This window comes from Streptomyces sp. NPDC047515 (assembly GCF_040643055.1).
Taxonomy (GTDB): domain Bacteria; phylum Actinomycetota; class Actinomycetes; order Streptomycetales; family Streptomycetaceae; genus Streptomyces.
In genome coordinates this window covers 33,422-55,842 of the sequence record NZ_JBEYTM010000054.1, presented here as the reverse complement: position 1 = coordinate 55,842, position 22,421 = coordinate 33,422, and the positions used below count along the sequence as shown (strand labels likewise).

The window sequence follows — 22,421 nt, the reverse complement described above, 5'->3', positions numbered from 1 at the left end:
GTGCTGCACTACGCCAACTTCAGCGGCCTGCGTCAGTACCTCGGTGGTGGGCGCAGCGTGTCGGACCTGCGCGAGATGCCCTTTGTGGAAGCGCTTGGTGCTGTGGAGGACTTGGCCGGGGAGTTCCGGGTCGCTACGGGAAGGGCCGTCCATGAGGACCTTCCGGTCGGCTCCGGTGCCGCGGGCACGGTGGGGGGCTTCCACGACTTCTTCGAGCGGGTGAGCAGCGCACGCTTCCGGACGCTCTTCGATGTGCCGATGGGCCGGCCTGTTGAGGGTCTGTTCGCTGATGCGGCCGCTGTCGCGGGTGCGCTGAGCCCGGACGGGCGCGATTGGCTGTATCACACGGCGGTTGCGTTCGGTGAACGTGGCTTCGGTGGCCCCACTGGGCCGCACGTGCCCTGGCTGGCGCCTGTCCGGCTGGTCCAGGTCCTGCACTGGGCCGATATCCGGGCCGGAGGTCCGTTCGGGAGTGGGCGGACGCTGTTGCGGCTGCGTGGCATGGAGCCCGAGGCCGCCGTCAGGCATCTGACCGATCTCGCCCGGCGGTTCGAGCAGGACGAGCAGTTCGCACCGGAGAGGGCACAGGGCCAGACGGTCTGGTCGGAGCCGGGGCAGCGCCCTGACCCGTCCAGGGTGCTGGACGACCTCGAAGCGTGGGTGTCCCGCATGATGGACATCAGCGACGTGGCATACCATCAGCTTCGTGAATTTGGCGTGACGCCGGTTCAGATGATGGGCTACCTGCGCACCATCAGCATGGAGCCCGTGGACCTCGACGTCCCGGGGCTCGGCGCCGACGTCGTGCCGCTCCACCGGGTCGGCACCGCCGACCTGGTGGATCTGGTCCACCTCGTACTCGCCCTGCGACGCCTGCCTGACGGCGAGATGCGGGCGGCGGCAGAGGGCGCCGGGCTTGCGCCGTCCATGGGACCGTTCCTGCTCCGGCTGGCCAACATCCTGCGGCTGGGGCCGGGGCAGTTCCCCCTCCTGCGGGTGGTGCGTGGGCCCTTGCTGAACAGCCTGCGCGGCGGACAGAGGCCGCAGACCTGGCTGGAGGACGTTCTCCTGCCGTTCCTGGCGGACCAGGGCATCGATACCGAGGCCTTGCGCGCAGGATCCGAGCCTGAGGCGCGGCTCGTGCGGATGCTGTTGGAGCGGCTCGACGGGCTGGGGCTGAACATCGACGAACTGCCGTATCTGGGCGAGGGTGTGCTGTCCGGGCCGACGAGCAATATCGTCGCACCGGACGCCTACGGCAATCTCATTCCGAGCCAGCGGCGTCTGACGTGGCGGTCCTCCTTTTACAGTGAGGCCCCTGACGGCGAGTTCGTGCGTACCTGGCGGGCCGGGCAGCTGGGGGTGTTGCCGGAACGGTATGACGCGCTGGTGGAGCAGTCGTGGTTCGACGCGTACTGGCTCCGACAGCTGGGGGCGAGCCTCGGGGTGGGCGAGGACCTGACGGAACTCGTCGAGCTCGCCGAACGGTTGCAGGCCATGCCGTGGGGTCTCGTGGAACTCGTGGGCACCTACACCGAGACGCCACCGCGGGAACTTGTGAACACGGCGCTGCGCGAGACCGAGCAGGTGCAGGGCTGGCTGGGTTCTGGTGTGCTGCGGTGGCCGCCGGTCTTGGGCACGGACGACGAGTCCGTCATCCGCCGGCGACTCCACGCCCGGGCCTCGGAGGCGGTGGGCCGGGAGATGTTGGCTTCCGGACGCGGTGCAGCTGAACGACTGGCCGTGCAGCTGTCGCGGGAAGCCCGCGACAACGGTGAGCAGTGGATCGGCACGGAGGAACAGCGGCGGGCCCGCACACCGGGCGGCGCCGACCGGTTCCTGAATTCGGGCTCGGGCTCGGGATCGGGATCTGCGTCGGGATCGGGGGCGGGATCGGGCTCGGGGCCGGCCTACGATTCGGACTCGGACTCGGGCTCGGAATCTGCGTCGGGGTCGGGCTCGTCCGACGATGCCGAGGTGGTCTGGGAGAACGCCTACCTCCTCGGCATGAACAACGAAGTGGCGCGGGAATTCGCCGAGTACCCGTTGCCGGTCGGTGTGGACGTTGCCGCAGTGATGGAGTTGGCGCGCGACTGGCGGCTCGATGCGGAGCAGGCCGCGGTGCTGGTGGCGCATGTTCGGGAGCTGGGGCGCTTCCCCGCCGAGGTCGTCGACCTGACCCAGGTCTTGGGGGTTGGGCCCAACCAGGTCTTCGCGCTGGCGGGACGGTTGGGTGTGGAGCCGGAGCATCTGGTGACGGTGTCGGACGAGCTGTCGGGGCTGGACCGTGTCCCGCCGGCGGAGCAGGCATCGCGCGGCGCAGACGCGCTGCGCCAGTACCTGGAGGAGGCGGGATTCCGCGCGCAGGACCTTGGATGGTTCGCGGGATCCGGGGTGCAGCTGCGCCGGGAGGACCTCCGCGGTTTCCGGCGTTTCGTGCTGGAGAACAGGTTCACGTTGGAGGGGCTGCGGTCCGGTGCGGTGGATGCCGATGGGTTGGTCAGGAGGTGGCTGGACGAACGGAGCGGGGTGGTCGTGGTGGCGGAGTCGCCGTCGCTCTCGCGGTCGGAACCGAGCGGTTCACCGCAGGTCCTGGGCACCCCGGCCTACGATTCGGACTCGGACTCGGGCTCGGAATCTGCGTCGGGGTCGGGCTCGTCCGACGATGCCGAGGTGGTCTGGGAGAACGCCTACCTCCTCGGCATGAACAACGAAGTGGCGCGGGAATTCGCCGAGTACCCGTTGCCGGTCGGTGTGGACGTTGCCGCAGTGATGGAGTTGGCGCGCGACTGGCGGCTCGATGCGGAGCAGGCCGCGGTGCTGGTGGCGCATGTTCGGGAGCTGGGGCGCTTCCCCGCCGAGGTCGTCGACCTGACCGAGGTCTTGGGGGTTGGGCCCAACCAGGTCTTCGCGCTGGCGGGACGGTTGGGTGTGGAGCCGGAGCATCTGGTGACGGTGTCGGACGAGCTGTCGGGGCTGGACCGTGTCCCGCCGGCGGAGCAGGCATCGCGCGGCGCAGACGCGCTGCGCCAGTACCTGGAGGAGGCGGGATTCCGCGCGCAGGACCTTGGATGGTTCGCGGGATCCGGGGTGCAGCTGCGCCGGGAGGACCTCCGCGGTTTCCGGCGTTTCGTGCTGGAGAACAGGTTCACGTTGGAGGGGCTGCGGTCCGGTGCGGTGGATGCCGGTGTGCTGGTCAGTGGGTGGCTGGAGGCGCGGAGAGGGGCAGCCGCTGCGGCGGGTGTGGCGTTTGGGGAGCACCGGGCGCGGGCTGAGGCCCTGGTGTCCGACGCGGGCAGGGCGCCGACGCTGAGGGCGGCCGCGCAGCGGCTGGGCGTGGATGCCGCGGACCTGGCGTTGTTGTTCCCGCAGGACATTGCCACGCTGTATGGGGAGCGCGGAAGGGGGGGCCGGCAGCACGACGTGGATTGGGAGGTGCCGGAGGGCTGGGTCGAGTCCATGAATACGCAGTTCGATGTGCTCGGGCTGCGTACCGCTGACGACTGGGCGGCTTTCGCCGGTCTGGTCGAGGCCTGCCCGGAGCTCTTCGCCACCGGATCGGGGCAGGGGCAGGAGGCTTCGGGGTCGCAGACTGTGCCCGACCTGGGCCTTGGTTCGGCCCGCTACCGGCTGCTCGATCAGTTCCTGAGGAACTTCCTCCAGCACGACCTGGCGGCGCTGCGTCGCGAGCCCGTGTGGGCCGAGGCGATGAACCGCATCTTCGCGGAGATGGCGGAGCTGCCCGGGCTGCGCAGCGACCCGCGCGCACTCCAGGACCTCAGCAGGCGCCTCGTCGCGGAGCTGGTGGCCGGCAACGTGCAGCCGGGGCTCCGTGAATGGGTGGATCGGAGGGACGGACGCACCGTACTGCGCTGGTTGGGCTACGAACTCGCGGGCCGGCCGTTGGGGCCGGTGGTGCGCGCGTGGGCGCAGGAGTATGCCGATCGTCAGGGTGCCCCCGACGGCTCCGGGCCAAACACGCACATCGCCCCCCACGTACGGGCCGCGCTGGACGAGACATCGCCGGACTACTCGGAACATGACGCCGAGGCCGGGCCGCTCCCGTCCCATGCGTCGATGCAGCCTGCACCACTGTCGGAGTCGGGCTCGTCCGTCGACGCCAAGGTGGTCTGGGATAACGCCGTCTTCCTCGGCGTGGACCGCGAAGTGGCGACGGTTTTCGCCGAGCGCTCGTTGCCGGTCGGTGTGGACGTCATCGAAGTGATGGGGTGGGCGCACCATTGGGGGCTCGATGCGGAGCAGGCCGCGGTGCTGGTGGCGCACGTTCGGGAGCTGGGGTGCTTCCCCGCCGAGGTCGTCGGCCTGACGCAGGCGTTGCGCGTTGGCCCCAACCAGGTCTTCGAGCTGGCGGGGCTGCTGGATGTGTCGCCGGAGCATCTGGTGATGGTGCCGGGCGCGCTGCTGGGGCTGGACCGTGTCCCGCCGGCGGAGCAGGCATCGCGCGGCGCAGACGCGCTGCGCCAGTACCTGGAGGAGGCGGGATTCCGCGCGCAGGACCTTGGATGGTTCGCGGGATCCGGGCTGCAGCTGCGCCCGCAGGACCTCCTCGGTTTCCGGCGTTTCGTGCTGGAGAACACGTTCGCGTTGGAGGGGCTGCGGTCCGGTGCGGTGGATGCCCGTGTGCTGGTCAGGGGGTGGCTGGAGGCGCGGAGAGGGGCAGCCGCTGCGGCGGGTGTGGCGTTTGGGGAGCACCGGGCGCGGGCTGAGGCCCTGGTGTCCGACGCGGGCAGGGCGCCGACGCTGAGGGCGGCCGCGCAGCGGCTGGGCGTGGATGCCGCGCACCTGGCGTTGTTGTTCCCGCAGGACATTGCCGCGCTGTATCAGGAGCGTCGCGGGGCGGGCCGGCAGGACGACGTGGATTGGGAGGTGCCGGAAGGCTGGGTCGAGTCCATGAGGTTGCAGTTCGATGTGCTCGGGCTGCGTACCGCTGAGGACTGGGCGGCTTTCCCCCGTGTGATCGAGGCCTGCCCGGAGCTCTTCGCCACCGGGTCGTGGCAGGGGCAGGGGCAGGGGCAGGAGGCTTCGGGTTCGCAGACTGTGCCCGATCTGGGCCTTGGTTCGGCCCGTTACCGGCCGCTCAATCAGTTCCTGAGGAACTTCCGGCTCAACCTGGCGGCGCTGCGCGACTGGCCTGTGTGGGTCGAGGCGATGAACCGCATCTTCGCGGAGATGGCGGAGCTGCCCGGGCTGCGCAGCGACCCGCGCGCACTCCAAGACCTCAGCGACCACCTCCTCGCGGAGGTGTACGACAACGTGCGGCCGGAGCTGCGTGAATGGCTGGATCGCCAGGACCGGTACGCCGAAAGCCGCTGGTTGGGCTATGAGATCGCGGTCCGGCCGTTGGGGCCGGTGGTGCGCGAGTGGGCGCAGGCGTATGCCGATCGTCAGGGTGTCCCTGATGACTCCGAGCCGTACACGGACAGCGCGCCCCGCGTACGGGCCGCGCTGGACGGGCTGCCGGGCTACGCGGACGACGTGGCGCCGCCGGAGTACTCGGGTCAGGTGTCCGTGGCAGGGGCCGGCGACTCCCCGTCGGCCCTGTCCCAGCACGTACCGGACGGGTCGGCAGGGGACATGGAGGTCGAGCAGGTGCTGGGCGGGTTGGCGGGGGACGCGGGGGTCCAGCACCTGCCGGACACCGTGGCTGCGGACCTGCTCGTGCTGGACGTGGAGCACTGGTCGCTGCGTCCTGACTTGCTGGGTGACGAGGGTGGGGCGGTGGAAGCGTTCCGTGTTGCCTTTGGTCTGCCGGATGGTGAGGTCACTGTGGCGCTGTTGCGGGATGTGGCCCGGGTGGCGGGCGCGGACACGCCTGAGGACCGTGCCTGGCTCTTCCGTTTCGCTTCCGATCCGGCTGTTGCGGGGCCTGGTGATCTGCGTGAGCAGTCGTGGACGGGGCACTGGCTGGCTCCGGCGCAGCTCCTTGTGGTGCTGGACTACGCCGCCAACCCCGGCGGCCTGCGTGACTACCTCGGTGGCGGGCGCCGCGTGTCGGACTTGCGTGAGATGGGCTTCGAGAACGCGCTGGGTGCTCTGGACGACTTGGCCGGGGAGTTCGAGAACTCCATGGAAAGGGCCGTCCATGAGGACCTTCCGGTCGGCTCCGGCGCCGAGGAAACGGTGGAGGGCTTCCACCGCTTCTTCGAGCGTCTGAGCAGCGCACGCTTCCGGGCGGTCTTCGACGTGCCGATGGGCCGGCCCGTTGAGGGTCTGTTCGCTGATGCGGCCGCTGTCGTGGGTGCGCTGACCCCGGGCGGGCGCGATTGGCTGTATCGCACGGCTGTCGCGTTCGGTGAGCTCGGCTTCGGCGGCCCCACCGGGCCGCACGTGCGCTGGCTGGCGCCTGTCCGGCTGGTCCAGGTCCTGCACTGGGCCGATACCCGGGCCGGAGGGCCGATCGGGAGCGGGCGGACGCTGTCGCGGCTGCGTGGCATGGAGCCCGAGGCCGCCGTCAGGCATCTGACCGACCTCGCCGGACAGTTCGAGCAGGACGAGCAGTTCGCACAGGAGGGGGAACAGGGCGGGACGGTCTGGTCGGAGCCGGGGCAGCGCCCTGACCCGTCCAGGGTGCTGGACGACCTCGAAGCGTGGGTGTCCGGCCTGATGGACCTGAGCGACGTGGAATACCATCAGCTTCGCGAATTTGGTGTGACGCCGGTTCAGATGGTGGGCTACCTGCGTGCCATCAGCATGGAGCGGGTGGACCTCGACGTCCCGGGGCTCGGCGCCGACGGTGTGCCGCTCCATCAGGTCGGCACCGGCGACCTGATGGATCTGGTCAACCTCGTCATGGCCCTGGGACGCCTGCCTGAGGGTGAGATGCGGGCGGTGGCAGAGGCGGCCGGGCTTGCGCCGTCCATGGGACCGTTCCTGGTCCGGCTGGCCTACGCCCTGCGGCTGGAACAGGAGCAGTTCCCCCTCCTGCGGGTGGTGCGCGGGCCCTTGCTGAACGGCCTGCGCCGCGGGCAGGGGCCGCAGACCTGGTTGGAGGAGGTCCTCCGTCCGTTCCTGGAGGACCAGGGCATCAGTGTCGCTGCCTTGTACGACGGATCCGGGCCTGAGGCGCGGTTCGTGCGGGTGTTGTTGGAGCGGCTGCACGGGCTGGGGCTGAACATCGACGAACTGCCGGACCTGGGCGAGCGTGTGCTGGCCGGGCCGGTGACGAGCGGTGTCGTCGCACCGGGTGCCTACGGCGATCTCACTCCGGGCCAGCGTCGTGCGGTGTGGGGGTCCTTCGTTGACGGTCAGGCCCCTGACGGCGAGTTCGTGCGTACGTGGCGGGCCGAGCAGCTCGGTGTGTCGCTGGAACGGTATGACGCGCTGGTGGGGCAGTCGTGGTTCGACGCGTACTGGCTCCGGGAGCTGGGAGAGAGCCTCGGGGTGGGCGAGGACCTGAGGGAACTCGTCGAGCTCGCCGAACGGTTGCGGGCTATGCCGTGGGGTCTCGTGGAAATCGTCGGCACCTACATCCAGACGCCACCGCGGGAACTTGTGTACAGGGCGCTGCGCGAGACCGAGGACGTGCAGCGCATGCTGGGTTCTGGTGTGCTGCGGTGGCCGCCGGTCATAGGTACGGACGGTGAGTCCGTCCGCCGCCGGGAACTCCACGCCCAGGCCGTGGATGCGGTGGGCCGGGTGGGGCTGACTTCCGGACGCGCGGCCGCCGAACGACTGGCCGCGCAGCTGTCGCGGCAAGCCCGCGAGCGCGGCGAGCAGTGGATCGGCACGGAGGAACAGCGGCAGGCTCGCACATCGGGCGGCGCCGACCAGTTCCTCAATTCGGGCTCGGGGGCGGGCTCCGGCTCGGGATCTGCGTCGGGCTCCGGCTCGGGCTCGGGAACTGCGTCGGGCTCGTCCGTCGACGCCGAGGTGGTCTGGGATAACGCCGTCTTCCTCGGCATGGACCACGAAGTGGCGACGGTTTTCGCCGGGCATCCGTTGCCGGACGGTGTGGACGTCGCCAACGTGATGAGGTGGGCGCACCACTGGCTGCTCGATGCGGAGCAGGCCTTGACGCTGGTGGCGCACGTTCGGGAGCTGGGGCGCTTCCCTGCCCAGGTCATCGGCCTGACCCAGGCGTTGGGGGTTGGCCCCAACCAGGTCTTCGAGCTGGCGGGAGGGCTGGGTGCGCCGCCGGAGCATCTGGTGACGGTGTCGGACGAGCTGTCGGGGCTGGACCGTGTCCCGCCGGCGGAGCAGGTAGCGCGCGGCGTAGACGTGCTGCGCCAGCGCCTGGCGGAGGCGGGATTCCGCGCCCAGGACCTTGGATGGTTCGCGGGATCCGGGGTGCAGCTGCGCCGGGAGGACCTCCGCGGTTTCCGGCGTTTCGTGCTGGAGAACGGGTTCGCGTTGGAGGGGCTGCGGTCCGGTGCGGTGGATGCCCGTGTGCTGGTCAGGGGGTGGCTGGAGGCGCGGAGAGGGGCAGCCGCTGCGGCGGTTGTGGCGTTTGGGGAGCACCGGGCGCGGGCTGAGGCCCTGGTGTCCGACGCGGGCAGGGCGCCGACGCTGAGGGCGGCCGCGCAGCGGCTGGGCGTGGATGCCGCGCACCTGGCGTTGTTGTTCCCGCAGGACATTGCCACGCTGTATGGGGAGCGCTGGAGGGCGGGTCTGCAGGACAATGCGGGATGGGAGGTGCCGGAGGGCTGGGTCGAGTCCATGAGGTCGCAGTTCGATGCGCTCGGGCTGCGCACGGCTGAGGACTGGGCGGCTTTCGCCGGCCTGATCGAGGCTTGCCCGGACCTCTTTGCCACCGGGTCGAGGCCGGGGCAGGGTCAGGAGGGTTCGAGTTCGCAGGCTGTGCCCGATCCGGGCCTTGGTTCGGCCCGTTACCTGCCGCTCAACCAGTTCCTGAGACACATCTACATGTTCGACCTGGTGGAGCTGCGCCACAGGCCCGTGTGGGCCGGGGTGATGAACCGCCTCTTCGTGGAGATGGCGGAGTGGCCCGGGCTGCGCAGCGACCCACACGCACTCCGCGACCTCCGCAGGCGCCTCATCGCGGAGGCGGTGGCCGACAGCGTGCAGCCAGGGCCCCGGTTGGGTAGCCAGGACCGACGACGCACCGTAAGCCGCTGGTTGGGTTATGAGCTCGCGGCCCGGCCGTTGGGGCCGGTGGTGCGCGCGTGGGCGCAGGCGTATGCCGATCGTCAGGGTGTCCCTGATGGCTCCGGGCCGTACACGGACAGCGCGCCCCGTGTACGGGCCGCGCTGGACGGGCTGGAAAGGCTGCCTGACTACTCGGAACATGACGCCGAGGCCGGGCCGCTCCCGTCCCAGGCGTCGATGCAGCCTGCACCGCTGTCGGAGTCGCTGTCGGGATCGGGGTCGGAACCGAGTGATCCACCGCCGGCTTACCGGGCGCGCGTTGATGTTCCTGCTCCGGCGTTGGACTGGGCGGTCCGCGTGTGGGGGGTTTCGCGGGAGCAGGTCGAGGGGTTCAGTGTCGACGAGGTCGGGTCGCTGGAGGCGCTGCGGCAGCGGCTAAACGTTGGGCAGATGGAGAACCTGCTGAGTGTGGTGGCGGGGATGGGGGAGGTGCCGTCGGTCTCCGCGCTGGTGGATGTCGCGCGCGTCCTGGGGATCACAGACGTCATGGACCTGTACCGGGTGCTGGAGCGTTTTCCGGCCCGGATGGACGAGCTGTACTGGCTGGCCGGGCAGAGTGAGCTGGCCGATGTGTTCCTGCCGCTCAACGGCGCGGGGGCGCCGGAGCGTAACCGCGTGGTCGAGCAGGTCGCGAACCGTTTGCGTGACCTGGTACAGAACCGGCCGCAGCACGGGTCCGGGCCCACCGGCGGGACCGGCCTGTCCAGCGAGCCGGGTCAGGTGTTCGCCGCAGAGGCCGCCCCGGGTGGGTCGGCAGGGGACATGGAGGTCGAGCACGTGCCGGGCGGGTCGGCAGGGGACATGGAGGTCGAGCACGTGCCGGGCGGGTCGGCAGGGGACATGGAGGTCGAGCACGTGCCGGGCGGGTCGGCAGGGGACATGGAGGTCGAGCAGGTGCTGGGCGGGTTGGCAGGGGATGCGGCGGTTCAGCGCGTGCCGGACACCGTGGCTGCGGACCTGCTCGTGCTGGATGAGGTCCACTGGTCGCTGCGTCCTGACTTGCTGGGTGACGAGGGTGGGGCGGTGGAAGCGTTCCGTGTTGCTTTTGGTCTGCCGGATGGTGAGGTCACTGGGGCGTTGTTGCGGGATGTGGCCCGGGTGGCGGGCGCGGACACGCCTGAGGACCGTGCCTGGTTCTTCCGTTTCGCTTCCGATCCGGCTGTTGCGGGGCCTGGTGATCTGCGTGAGCAGTCGTGGACGGGGCACTGGCTGGCTCCGGCGCAGCTCCTTGTGGTGCTGGACTACGCCGCCAACCCCGGCGGCCTGCGTGACTACCTCGGTGGCGGGCGCCGCGTGTCGGACTTGCGTGAGATGGGCTTCGAGAACGCGCTGGGTGCTCTGGACGACTTGGTCGGGGAGTTCGAGAACTTCATGGAAAGGGCCGTTCATGTGGACCTTCCGGTCGGCTCCGGCGCCGAGGAAGCGGTGGAGGGCTTCCACGACTTCTTCGAGCGTCTGAGCAGCGCACGTTTCCGGACAGTCTTCGAGATGCCGGAGAACTTGCTCTTGGAGGAGTTGTTCGCCGATGCGGCGGCTGTTGCGGGTGTGCTGACCCCGGGCGGGCTGGAATTGCTGTATCGCACGGCCGTCGTGTTCGGTGAGCGCGGCTTCGGCGGTCCTGGGCCGCACGTGCGCTGGCTGGCGCCTGCCCGGCTGATCCAGGTCCTGCACTGGGCCGATACCCGGGCCGGAGGGCCGATCGGGAGCGGGCGGACGCTGTCGCGGCTGCGTGGCATGGAGCCCGAGGCCGTCGTCAGGCATCTGACCGACCTCGCCGGACAGTTCGAGCAGGACGAGCAGTTCGCACAGGAGGGGGAACAGGGCGGGACGGTCTGGTCGGAGCCGGGGCAGCGCCCTGACCCGTCCAGGGTGCTGGACGACCTCGAAGCGTGGGTGTTCGGCCTGATGGGCCTCGAAGCCGTTGCATACCGCGGGCTTCGTGAAGATGTGACGCCGGTTCAGATGATGGGCCACCTGCGTGCCGTCAGCATGGAGCGGGTGGACCTCGACGGCCCGGGGCTCGGCGCCGACAACGTGCCGATCCATCAGGTCGGCACCGCCGATCTGATGGATATAGCCCACATGGCAATCGTCCTGGAATGCCTGCCTGACGGCGAGATGCGGGCGGCTGCAGAGGGGGCTGGGCTTGCGCCGTCGATGGGACCGTTCCTGCTCCGGCTGGCCAACATCCTGCGGCTGGAACCGGGGCAGTTCCCCCTCCTGCGGGTGGTGCGCGGTCCCTTGCTGAACGGCCTGCGCCGCGGGCAGGGGCCGCAGACCTGGTTGGAGGAGGTCCTCCGTCCGTTCCTGGAGGACCAGGGCATCAGTGTCGCTGCCTTGTACGACGGATCCGGGCCTGAGGCGCGGTTCGTGCGGGTGTTGTTGGAGCGGCTGCACGGGCTGGGGCTGAACATCGACGAACTGCCGGGCCTGGGCGAGCGTGTGCTGGCCGGGCCGGTGACGAGCGGTGTCGTCGCACCGGGTGCCTACGGCGATCTCACTCCGGGCCAGCGTCGTGGGATGTGGGAGTCCTTCGTTGACGGTCAGGCCCCTGACGGCGAGTTCGTGCGCACGTGGCGGGCCGAGCAGCTCGGTGTGTCGCTGGAACGGTATGACGCGCTGGTGGGGCAGTCGTGGTTCGACGCGTACTGGCTCCGGGAGCTGGGAGAGAGCCTCGGGGTGGGCGAGGACCTGAGGGAACTCGTCGAGCTCGCCGAACGGTTGCAGGCCATGCCGTGGGGTCTCGTGGAAATTGTCGGCACCTATCCCGAGACGCCACCGCAGGAAGTGGTGTACAGGGTGCTGGGCGGGACCGAGCAGGTGCAGCGCATGCTGGGTTCTGGTGTGCTGCGGTGGCCGCCGGTCATGGGTACGGACGGTGAGTCCGTCCGCCGCCGGGAACTCCACGCCCAGGCCGTGGATGCGGTGGGCCGGGCGAGGTTGACTTCCGGACGCGGTGCCGCTGAACGACTGGCGGCGCAGCTGTCGCGGGAAGCCCGCGACAGTGGCGAGCAGTGGATCGGCACGGAGGAACAGCGACGGGCCCGCACACCGGGCGGCGCCGACCAGTTCCTGAATTCGGGATCGGGCTCGGGCTCGGGATCTGCGTCGGGCTCGGAATCTGCGTCGGGCTCGTCCGACGCCGCCGAGGTGGTCAGGTGGACCGCCTCCCGCCTCGGCATGGACAACGCAGTGGCGCGGGAATTCGCCGAGTTGCCGACGCGTGTGGATGTCGGCGCAGTGATGGAGTTGGCGCAAGGCTGGCGGTTCGATGTGGGGCAGGCCGCGACGCTGGTGGCGCACGTTCAGGTGCTGGGGCGCTTTCCCGCCGAGGTCGTCGGCCTGAGCGAGACCTTGGGGGTTGGCCCCAACCAGGTCTTCGAGCTGGCGCGACGGCTGGGTGTGTGGCCGGAGCATCTGGTGGTGGTGTCGGACGAGCTGTCGTGGCTGGGCAGTGTCCCGTCGGCGGAGCAGGTAGAGCGTGGCGCACACGCGCTGCGCCGGCGCCTGGTGGAGGCGGGATTCGTCCCGGAGGACCTTGGATGGTTCGCGGGATCCGGTTTGCAGCTGCGCCCGCAGGATCTTGTCGGCTTCCGGAGTTTCGTGCAGGAGAGCGGGTCCGCGTTGGATGATCTGCGGTCCGGTACGGCGGACGCCGGTGGGCTGGTCAGGGGGTGGCTGGAGGCACGGAGCAGGGCAGACTCGGAATCTGCGTCGGGCTCGTCCGACGCCGCCGAGGTGGTCAGGTGGACCGCCTCCCGCCTCGGCATGGACAACGCAGTGGCGCGGGAATTCGCCGAGTTGCCGACGCGTGTGGATGTCGGCGCAGTGATGGAGTTGGCGCAAGGCTGGCGGTTCGATGTGGGGCAGGCCGCGACGCTGGTGGCGCACGTTCAGGTGCTGGGGCGCTTTCCCGCCGAGGTCGTCGGCCTGACCCAGGCGTTGCGCGTTGGCCCCAACCAGGTCTTCGAGCTGGCGCGACGGCTGGGTGTGTGGCCGGAGCATCTGGTGGTGGTGTCGGACGAGCTGTCGTGGCTGGGCAGTGTCCCGTCGGCGGAGCAGGTAGCGCGCGGCGCACACGCGCTGCGCCAGCTTCTGGCGGAGGCGGGATTCGTTCCGCGTGACCTGGAATGGTTCGCGGAATTCGACGTGCAGCTGCGCGCGCAGGATCTTGTCGGCTTCCGGAGTTTCGTGCAGGAGAGCGGGTCCGCGTTGGATGATCTGCGGTCCGGTGCGGTGGATGCCGGTGTGCTGGTCAGGGGGTGGCTGGAGGCACGGAGCAGGGCAGACTCGGAATCTGCGTCGGGCTCGTCCGACGCCGCCGAGGTGGTCTGGGAGACGGCCTACGCCCTCGACATGGACGACGAAGTGGCGCGGGAATTCGCCGAGTTGCCGGTCAATGTGGACGTCGGCGCAGTGATGGAGTTGGCGCAAGGCTGGCGGCTCGATGTGGGGCAGGCCGCGACGCTGGTGGCGCACGTTCGGGAGCTGGGGCGCTTTCCCGCCGAGGTCGTCGGCCTGACCCAGGCGTTGCGCGTTGGCCCCAACCAGGTCTTCGAGCTGGCGCGACGGCTGGGTGTGTGGCCGGAGCATCTGGTGGTGGTGTCGGACGAGCTGTCGTGGCTGGGCAGTGTCCCGTCGGCGGAGCAGGTAGCGCGCGGCGCACACGCGCTGCGCCAGCTTCTGGCGGAGGCGGGATTCGTTCCGCGTGACCTGGAATGGTTCGCGGGATCCGGTTTGCAGCTGCGCGCGCAGGATCTTGTCGGTTTCCGGCGTTTCGTGCGGGAGAACCGGTCCGCATTGGAGGAGCTGCGGTCCGGTGCGGCGGATGCCGATGGGCTGGTCAGGGAATGGCTGGACGAACGGAACAGGGAGGTTGTGGCGGCGGGTGTGGCGTTCGGGGAGCACCGGGCGCGGGCTGAGGCCCTGGTGTCCGAATCCGACGAGCACATCATGGGGCCGACGCTGAGGGCGGCCGCGCAGGGGCTGGGCGTGGGTGCCTGGGGCTTGGCGCTGTTGTTCCCGCGGGACATTGCCGCGCTGTATAGGGAGCGCTCGAGGGCGGGTCTGCAGCACAACGAGAGTTGGAGGGTGTCGGAGAGCTGGGTCGAGTTCATGAGGTCGCAGTTCGATGTGCTCGGGCTGCGCACGGCTGAGGACTGGGCGGCTTTCGCTCGCCTGATCAGGGCTTGCCCGGATCTCTTCGCCACCAGGCAGGGTCAGGAGGGTTCGGCTTCGCGGGCTGAGCCTGATCTGGGTCTTGGTTCGGCCCGTTACCTGCCGCTCGATCAGTTCCTGAGGAGCTTCCGGCTCAAACTGGCGACGCTGCGCGACTGGCCCGTGTGGGCCGGGGTGATGAACCACCTCTTCGCGGAGTTGGCGAAGTTGTCGGAGCTGCCCGGGGTGCGCAGCGACCCGCGCGCACTCCGCGACCTCCAATCGCGCCTCTACGCGGAGGTGCTCGACAACGCGCAGCGGGAGCGCCGTGAATGGTTGGAGCGCCAGGACCGACGCACCGTATGGCGCTGGCGGAGCTATGAGCTCGCGGCCCGGCAGTTGGGGCCGGTGGTGGGTGCGTGGGCGCAGGCGTATGCGGAGCGCCAGGGTGCCCTTGATGACTCCGAGCCGTACACGGACAGCGCGCCCCGTGTGCGGGCCGCGCTGGACGGGCCGCCTGACTTCTCGGAACATGATGCCGAGGCCGGGCGGCTCCCGTCCCATGCGTCGGTGCAGTCTGCACCGCTGTCGGAGCCGGAGTCGCTGGTGGGGTCGGGGTCGGAACCGAGTGGTCCACCGCCGGCCTATCCGAAGCCCGTTCGTGTCCCTGCTCCGGCGGCGGTGCGGGACTGGGCGGTTCGTGTGTGGGGGGTTGAGGGGGCGCGGGTCGCGGATTTCAGTGCCCACGAGATCAGGTCGCTGGAGGCGCTGCGGCGGCGGCTGGACGTCGAGCAGGTCGAGCAGATGGAGAACCTGCTGAGCGTGGTGGCGGGAATGGAGGAGGTGCCGTCGGTCGCCGATCTGGAGGAGGCCGCGCACGTCCTGGGGCTCAGGGACGTCATGGACCTGTACCGGGTGCTGGAGCGTTTTCCGGTCCGGCTGGGTGAGCTGCACCGGCCGGCCGTGCAGCGTGAGCTGGTCGAGGTATTCCGGCCGCTCAACGACGCGGAGGAGCGGGGGCGTGACCGTGTGGTCGAGCGGGTCGCGGACCGTTTGCGTGCCCTGGTGGAGAACCGGCCGCAGGAGCCGGGGGCTGCGGAGGTCCAGCGGGTGCCGGATACCGTGGCTGCGGATCTGCTGGAGGAGGTCCACTGGTCGGATCTGCTGGATGAGGTCCATTGGTCGTTGCGTCCTGAGCTGCTGGGTGACGAGGGCGAGGCGGTGGAAGCGTTCCGTGTTGCCTTTGGCCTGCCGGACGACGAGGTCACTGCGGAGCTGTTGCGGGATGTGGCCCGGATAGCGGGCGCGGACACGCCAGAGGATCGTGCCTGGTTCTTCCGTTTCGCTTCCGATCCGGCTGTTGCGGGGTCTGGTGATCTGCGTGAGCAGTCGTGGACAGGTCGCCGGCTGGCTCCGGCGCAGCTTCTCGCGGTGCTGCACTACGCCGCCAACCCCAGCGGCCTGCGTGAGTACCTCGGTGGCGGGCGCAGAGTGTCGGACCTGCGCGAGATGAGCTTCGTGACCGCGTTGGGAACTGTTGAGGACTTGGCCGGGGAGTTCGAGCACACCATGGGAAGGGCCGTCCATGAGGACCTTCCGGTCGGCCCCGGCGCCGCGGAAACGGCGGAGGGCTTCCACCGCTTCTTCGAGCGGGTGAGCAGCGGACGCTTCCGGGCGGTCTTCGATGTGCCGATGGGCCGGCCTGTTGAGGTTCTGTTCGCTGATGCGGCCGCTGTCGTGGGTGCGCTGGGTTCGGGCGGGCGCGATTGGCTGTATCGCACGGCGGTTGCGTTCGGCGAACGTGGCTTCGGCGGCCCCACTGGGCCGCACGTGCCCTGGCTGGTGCCTGTCCGGCTGGTCCAGGTCCTGCACTGGGCCGATATCCGGGCCGGAGGTCCGTTCGGGAGTGGGCGGACGCTGTCGCGGCTGCGTGGCATGGAGCCCGAGGCCGCCGTCAGGTATCTGACCGACCTTGCCGGGCGGTTCGAGCAGGACGAGCAGTTCGCACCGGAGAGGGCACAGGGCCAGACGGTCTGGGCGGAGCCGGGGCAGCGCCCTGACCCGTCCAGGGTGCTGGACGACCTCGAAGCGTGGGTGGCCGGCATGATGGACCTTCGCGTCGTGGAATACCATCAGCTTCGTGAATTTGGTGTGACGCCGGTTCAGATGGTGGGCTACCTGCGTGCCATCAGCATGGAGCGGGTGGACCTCGACGTCCCGGGGCTCGGCTCCGACGGTGTGCCGCTCCATCAGGTCGGCACCAGCGACCTGGTGAATCTGGCCGAACTCGTAATGGAACTGAGACGCCTGCCCGAGGTTGAGATGCGGGCGGCGGCAGAGGGGGCCGGGCTTGCGCCGTCCATGGGACCGTTCCTGCTCGAGGTGGCCACCTTCCTGGGGCTGGAATCGGGGCAGCTGCACCTCCTGCGGGTGATGCGCGGGTCCTTGCTGAACAGACTGCGCGGCGGGCAGGGGCCGCAGACCTGGATGGAGGAGGTCCTCCTGCCGTTCCTGGAGGACCAGGGCATTGATGCCGTTGCCTTGGAGGACGCATCCGAGCCTGAGACGCGGTTCGTGCAGGGGCTGCTGGAGCGGCTGGACGGGCTGGGGCTGAACATCGACGAATTGCCGGACCTGGGTGAGCGTGTGCGGTCCGGGCTGGTGACGAGCGGTATCGCCGCACCGGGCGCCTACGGCGATCTCACTCCGGACCAGCGGCGTGGGATGTGGGAGTCCTTCCTTCACGGTCAGGCCCCTGACGGCGAGTTCCTGCGCACGTGGCGGGCCGAGCAGCTCGGGATGTCGCCGGAACGGTACGAGGCGTTGGCGCGGGAGCCGTGGTTCGACGCGTACTGGCTCCGGCAGCTGGGAGAGAGCCTCGGGGTGGGCGAGGACCTGACGGAACTCGTCGAGCTCTCCGAGCGGTTGCAGGCCATGCCGTGGGGTCTCGTGGAAATCGTCGGCACCTACACCGGGACGGCACCGCGGGAAATTGTGCGATGGGCGCTGCGCGAGACTGAGGAGGTGCAGGGCTGGCTGGGTTCCAGCGCGCTGCAGTGGCCGCCGGTCATCGGTATGGAGGAGGAGTTCGTGCGCCGCCGGGAACTCCACGCCCAGGCCTTGGACGCGGTGGGCCGGGTGGGGCTGACTTCCGGACGCGTTGCCGCCGAACGACTGGCCGCGCAGCTGTCGCGGCAAGCCCGCGACAACGGCGAGCATTGGATCGGCACGGAGGAACAGCGGCTGGCCCGCACACCGGGCGGCGCCGACCGCTTCCTGAATTCGGGCTCGGGCTCGGGCTCGGGATCTGCGTCAGGCTCGGGCTCTGCTTCGGGGGCGGGCTCGGGCTCGGGATCCGCGGCCGGGTCGGGCTCCGCTTCCGACGACGCCGCTTCGACGACGAGCGACCTCACCGAGGAGGTCTGGCACGACGCCGCTTCGACGATGAGTGACGTTGATGCCGCTTCGACCACGAGTGACGTCACCGGGGAGGACTGGGTGACCGCCGAGCTCCGGGGGATGGGCCGTGACGTGGCGCGGGTCTTCGCCGAGCACCCGCTGCCGGACGGTGTGGACGTCGACGCAGTGATGGACGTGGCGGTCCATTGGGAGCTTGATGCGGGGCAGGTCCGGAGGCTGGTGGAACACGTTCAGACGCTGGAGCGCTTCCCCGAAGAGGTCGTCGGCCTGGCCCAGGGCTTGGGGATTGGCCCTGACCAGGTCTTTGCGCTGGCGCAGGGGCTGGGTGTGCCGCCGGAGCATCTGGTGATGGTGTCGGACGAGCTGTCGGGGCTGCTGGACGGTGTCCCGCCGGCGGAGCAGGCATCGCAAGGCGAAGACATGCTGCGCCGGCGCCTGGCGGAGGCCGGATTCGTCCCGCGGGACCTTGGATGGTTCACGGGATCCGGGTTGCAGCTGCGCCCGCAGGACCTCCGCGGTTTCCGGCGTTTCGTGCAGGAGAACGGGTCCGCGTTGGAGGAGCTGCGATCCGGTGCGGCGGACGCCCGTGAGCTGGTCAGGGGGTGGCTGGACGAACGGAACAGGGCAGACGAGGCGGAGAGTGCGGCGTTCGAGGAGCAGCACGTTCTCCGGCTCGACCTGGGGACGCTGCGCCACGAGCCCGTCTGGGCTGAGGCGACCGACGACGCCCCCCAGGTTCCGCAGACTGAGGAGGAGCTGGCCGAGCGGCTCGATGTCAGTCCCGATGAAGCGACCGATCTGATCGTGCTCACCGGCGTTGGTGAGGACCTGAGTCCCCTGGCCTTCTTCGACCCGGCCCAGCTCGGCGATCTCGTCCAGCACTACGGCGTAGACGGCGCGGGGGAGCGGGCGTCCTCGCACGTACGGCAGCACGGTCTGTGGTTCGTCCGGGACATCTCCTGGTTCCGTGAGCTGGCGGCCCGCGTCGAGGAGGCGGGGTCGCAGGGCGAGGGGTTCAGGCGCTTCGTCGCGTCGGTGCGTGACGTCGGAGCGCCCTACTTGACCAGTCCGGTCGACGAACGGGAGGCGTTCAGCCGGATCATGACCGGCTGGCGGCAGGGCCTTGAGCCGCCTTACACGCTGCCGAGTTCGGTGAACGTCGCCGGACTGATCGGGCAGGCGTTCCGGTGGCGGTTGGACGCCGCGCAGACCGCTGCGCTGGTGAACCACGTGGCGGCGTCGGGACAGTTCCCCCATGCGGTCGTGGACCTGGTCGACACCTGGCAGGTGGGACCGGCGGAGGTCCTCGAACTGTCGGATCGCCTGGGGGTGCTGCCCGAGCACCTGGCGACGGCGGTCGGCGAGCTGTCGTGGCTGGGGAATGTGCCCCGCGAGGAGCGGGTCGAGCTGGGTGCGTTCGCCCTGCGCAGCCGGCTTGCCGCGGTGGGCTTCCAGCCGGAGGACCTGGGGTGGTTCGCGGGCCGTGACGTCCACCTGGGCCTGGGCGACCTGGCGTCCTTCCGGCGTCACGCGGAGGCACGCCCATCGTCGCTGGAGGCGCTGCGGGGCCTCGCAGAAGGCAACCAGCAGGACCGCGATGCCCTCGGCGCGTACGTCACCGAGTGGCTGGCCCAGCGGCCCGTCCCCGCCGAGGCGAACCGCATGCTCGCCGAGACGCTGATGGCCGCCCCGTTCACCGGATCGACGCTGCGCCTGGCCGCGGACCGGCTGCGCGTGGACCTGGCGGACCTGGCGCGCCTGTTCCCGCGCGATGTGGCCGTACTGCACGAGTGGCGCAGGGCGGCGAACCAGTTGGAATCCACGGACTGGACCGTGCCGGAGCGCTGGGTCGACCTCATGCAGGCTCAGTGGCGCCGACTCGGGCTGCAGGGCCCCGCCGACTGGGCGGGCTTCGGCCGGCTCATCGAGCAGTTCCCCGCAGCGTCCGACGCCGACTGGGGCGCCGAGCCGCACGGGACCCCCCATGTGCCCAGGCAGGCCCTCGGCTCGCTGCGCTACTTGCGTGCCGACCAGTTCCTGAGTGCCTTCGGCCTCTCCCTCGGAGCGCTGCGTCACGAGCCGCCCGCGCGGACGGAACTCTTCCGGGAGATCTTCACGACTCTGGGTGCCCGGCCGCAGGTACGGACCGATACGCATGCGCTCGGCGCACTCGACCAGCATCTACGAGAGCAAGCGCACGCGAACCTTCCCCACAACCTCCAGGAGGACGTCGACGCCTTGCAGGACGCGGGGGACCACGCAGGGGTGCGGCGCATCCTCTGGAGCCGGCTGACGCCCCAGCACGCCAACGAGCTGGTGACCGCGTGGCTGTCCACGTACGAGGGCGCGAACGCGGGTACGACGGCACCGCAGCACAGCGACGGCGGTATGGAAGCGGCGGTGACGCAGCCGGACACAGAAGAAACGGCCGCCGCGCCCTACCAGCCAACGCCGAGGTACGCGGACCTCGTCCCAGAGATGCGTACGCGCGAGGGTGTGCAACCGCCGCCCTACAGCGGCCCGGGCGAGTCGGCGGCACCGCCGCTGCGCGGCTGGGCGGCCCGTGCCTGGAACGTACCGGAGGACCGGCTCATGCGCCTGAGCGCCGACGAGATCTGGCATCTGGAGACGCTGCGCGAGCGGTTGGGCATCGAGGATCCGGAGACGCCAGGCGAGGGGTTGGGCCTGGAGCGCATGGGGGATCTGCTGAACCTCCTCGCGCTGACGGGCGAGGAATCGCCGGTCACCGCGTGGGAGTCCGCACGGGCCCTGGGGCTGGCGGACATCGAAGACTTGTTCCGGGTGCTCGAGCTCGTCCCCGTCCGGCTGGACGTACTGCACCAGCTCGCCGAGCCGCAGGAACTGGTCCGCATCTTCCGGCCGCTCTCCGTGGGAGACGCCCCATCCTGGGCGGCCGACCAGATCGCCGAACAGCTGCGCCGGCTGGTGGAGAGCGGTGACACTCAGGATTCCTCGGCCGTCCACTGGTCGCTGCGGCCGTCGTCGCTCGCGGACGAGGGCGCGGCGCTACGGCACTTCCTGACGACCTTCGACGTGAGCCGCGCCGAGGAGGCCAGGCACCTGCTCGGGGACGCGGCATGGCTGCTGGGCGCGCGCACCTCGCAGGACCGTGCGTGGCTGTACCGGCTGGTGTCCGACCCCACCTTCGCGGGGCCCGGCAGCGCGGCTTCACGGGCCTGGAACGACCGTTGGCTGGCTCCCTCGCAGGTGTTCGCGCTGCTTGAGTGGGGTGACTTCCGCCGTGAGCGGGGCCTGGACAGCCTCCGACAGCTGGATTTCGTCGACGTACTGGAGGCGGTGGACCGCGCGGCAGAGGAGTACGAGCACGAGCGCGGCCAGGCCGTCCAGCAGATGGAGCAGGTCGCGACCGGCGAGCGGGCCGTCATGGACGGTATCCGCGAATGGATCTCCCAGCGGCTGGGCGTCGATCCCACGGAGTACGTGTTGGTGACGGCCGGCGGTCCGACGCTTCAGCAGCTGGCCGAGTTCGCGGACGAGATCTGGGCGGGAGACGACGCCGTACCGGACCTGTTCGCGCTGAGCATCCCCACCGGGCAGCTGCCCGCCGAGGAGATCCGTGCGGTGGCGCAGCAACTGGACGTGCCGCCGGCCCTCGGACCCTTCTTGCTCCGACTGAGCGACATGCTCGGGCTGGAGCCGGCGGATTACCGTTTGCTCGGCGGGTGGTTGCGCAGCAGCCTGCTGACCGCGCTGGGCGAGGGACTGAGCCCGCAGAGCTGGCAGGAGGAGCGGCTGGAGCCTTACCTGGAGGGTTTCGGTTTCGACATCGGCAGTCTCCTACTTGGCGATTCGGACGCCATCGCCGGCCTTCGGGAGTTTCTGACCTACCTCCACGACCGAGGACTGTCCGTCGATGACTTGGAGGACGTAGGGGGAGAGGCGACCCGCGACGATGTCCATCGGTGGCGGGCGGAGCAGATGGGGGTGTCGGTGGAACAGATCGAGAGGCTGACCGGCCACGCGTGGTTCGACGTGCACGGGCTGCTGGAGCTGGCGCACCAACTGGACATGGACAACGCCCGCGCCGCGCTGGTGAAGCTTGCCGAGCGGATTGAGGCCGTGCCGTGGGCCCTTGGAGAGCTTGCGCGCGCATACGGCCTGGCGTCGCACGCCCTGGCGAGAGGGCTGCTGGAAGACGACTTCGCGGGGCTGCGCCGACTGACATCGGGTGTGCTGCGGTGGCCGCCCGTGATCGGGATGGACGAGGAGCCGGCGCGCCGCCGGGAGCTAGCAGCCGCGGCCGAACGCGCGGTGGGCCGAGCGCTGTTGACTGCCGGACGCGACGGCGCCGAACGACTCGCCGCACAGCTGTCGCAGGAAGCCCGCGACAACGGCGAGCATTGGATCGGCACGGAGGAACAGCGACTTGCGCGCCGGCTGGGGGCGGGTCCGTCCCCGGCGGGCCAGGACGTCCGGCTCCAGGAGAGCGGGGCGCAGGCTCAGGCCGGGGCCTCCGGTTCGTCCGGTTCGTCGGGCGAGATGTCGTCGTCCGACGGCGATGCGTCGCACGGCGATGCGTCCGATGGTGAGGTGGGCGCGGCCCAGCGCCCCACGGACGTGGTGGAGGAGTAGTGGAGGAGTGTCGCGGCGACGCGGCTGCCGGCCTACACCGCTGGACGACGTACCCGCGGGCGGCGGGCTCGGCGGTCGCCCAGGTGACTGATGGCGCGATCGAC

At 70.2% G+C, this 22,421-nt stretch carries 1 protein-coding gene; it reads left to right on the top strand.

The window, feature by feature from the left end:
• Nucleotides 1–57 precede the first annotated feature (57 nt).
• A complete protein-coding gene (locus tag ABZ826_RS31450; RefSeq protein ID WP_361455823.1) occupies nt 58–22,317 on the top strand; it encodes a hypothetical protein in 22,260 nt (7,419 codons plus the stop codon).
• The last annotated feature ends 104 nt before the right edge of the window (nt 22,318–22,421 follow it).